We start from the raw sequence: 382 nt of genomic DNA, 5'->3' as shown, positions 1-382 counted from the left end.
ACAGGAAAACATCTCCTATACTTCCGACCAAGGCAAGACCTATGATTTCAATACTGCAGACAAACTCAACACATTGCTTATAAACGCTTTGGTTTCTACAGGCGAGTTGAAGGAAATTGAGGAATACGATGTTGACTTTGACCATCAGTTCCTTGAAACGGAGAAGTATGATGCAAAACCGACCTACAAAAAGTTCCTCGGCTACAGGCCTGGCGTATATGTTATCGGTGACAAGATAGTCTATATCGAGAACAGCGATGGCAACACGAATGTGCGTTTTCATCAGGCAGACACCCATAAGAGATTCTTCGCTCTTCTGGAATCCCAGAACATCCGTGTAAATCGCTTCAGGGCAGACTGCGGTTCCTGCTCGGAGGAAATC

At 45.0% G+C, this 382-nt stretch carries 1 pseudogene; it reads left to right on the top strand.

Annotation, left to right across the window (positions count from 1 at the left end):
* Window positions 1-382 (top strand): annotated as a pseudogene (locus ACQRBJ_RS16295) (IS1380 family transposase); the annotation flags it as partial.

The organism is Prevotella sp. SGI.167, assembly GCF_050313615.1.
Taxonomy (GTDB): Bacteria; Bacteroidota; Bacteroidia; order Bacteroidales; family Bacteroidaceae; genus Prevotella.
This window is presented reverse-complemented; position numbering and strand designations above follow the sequence as displayed.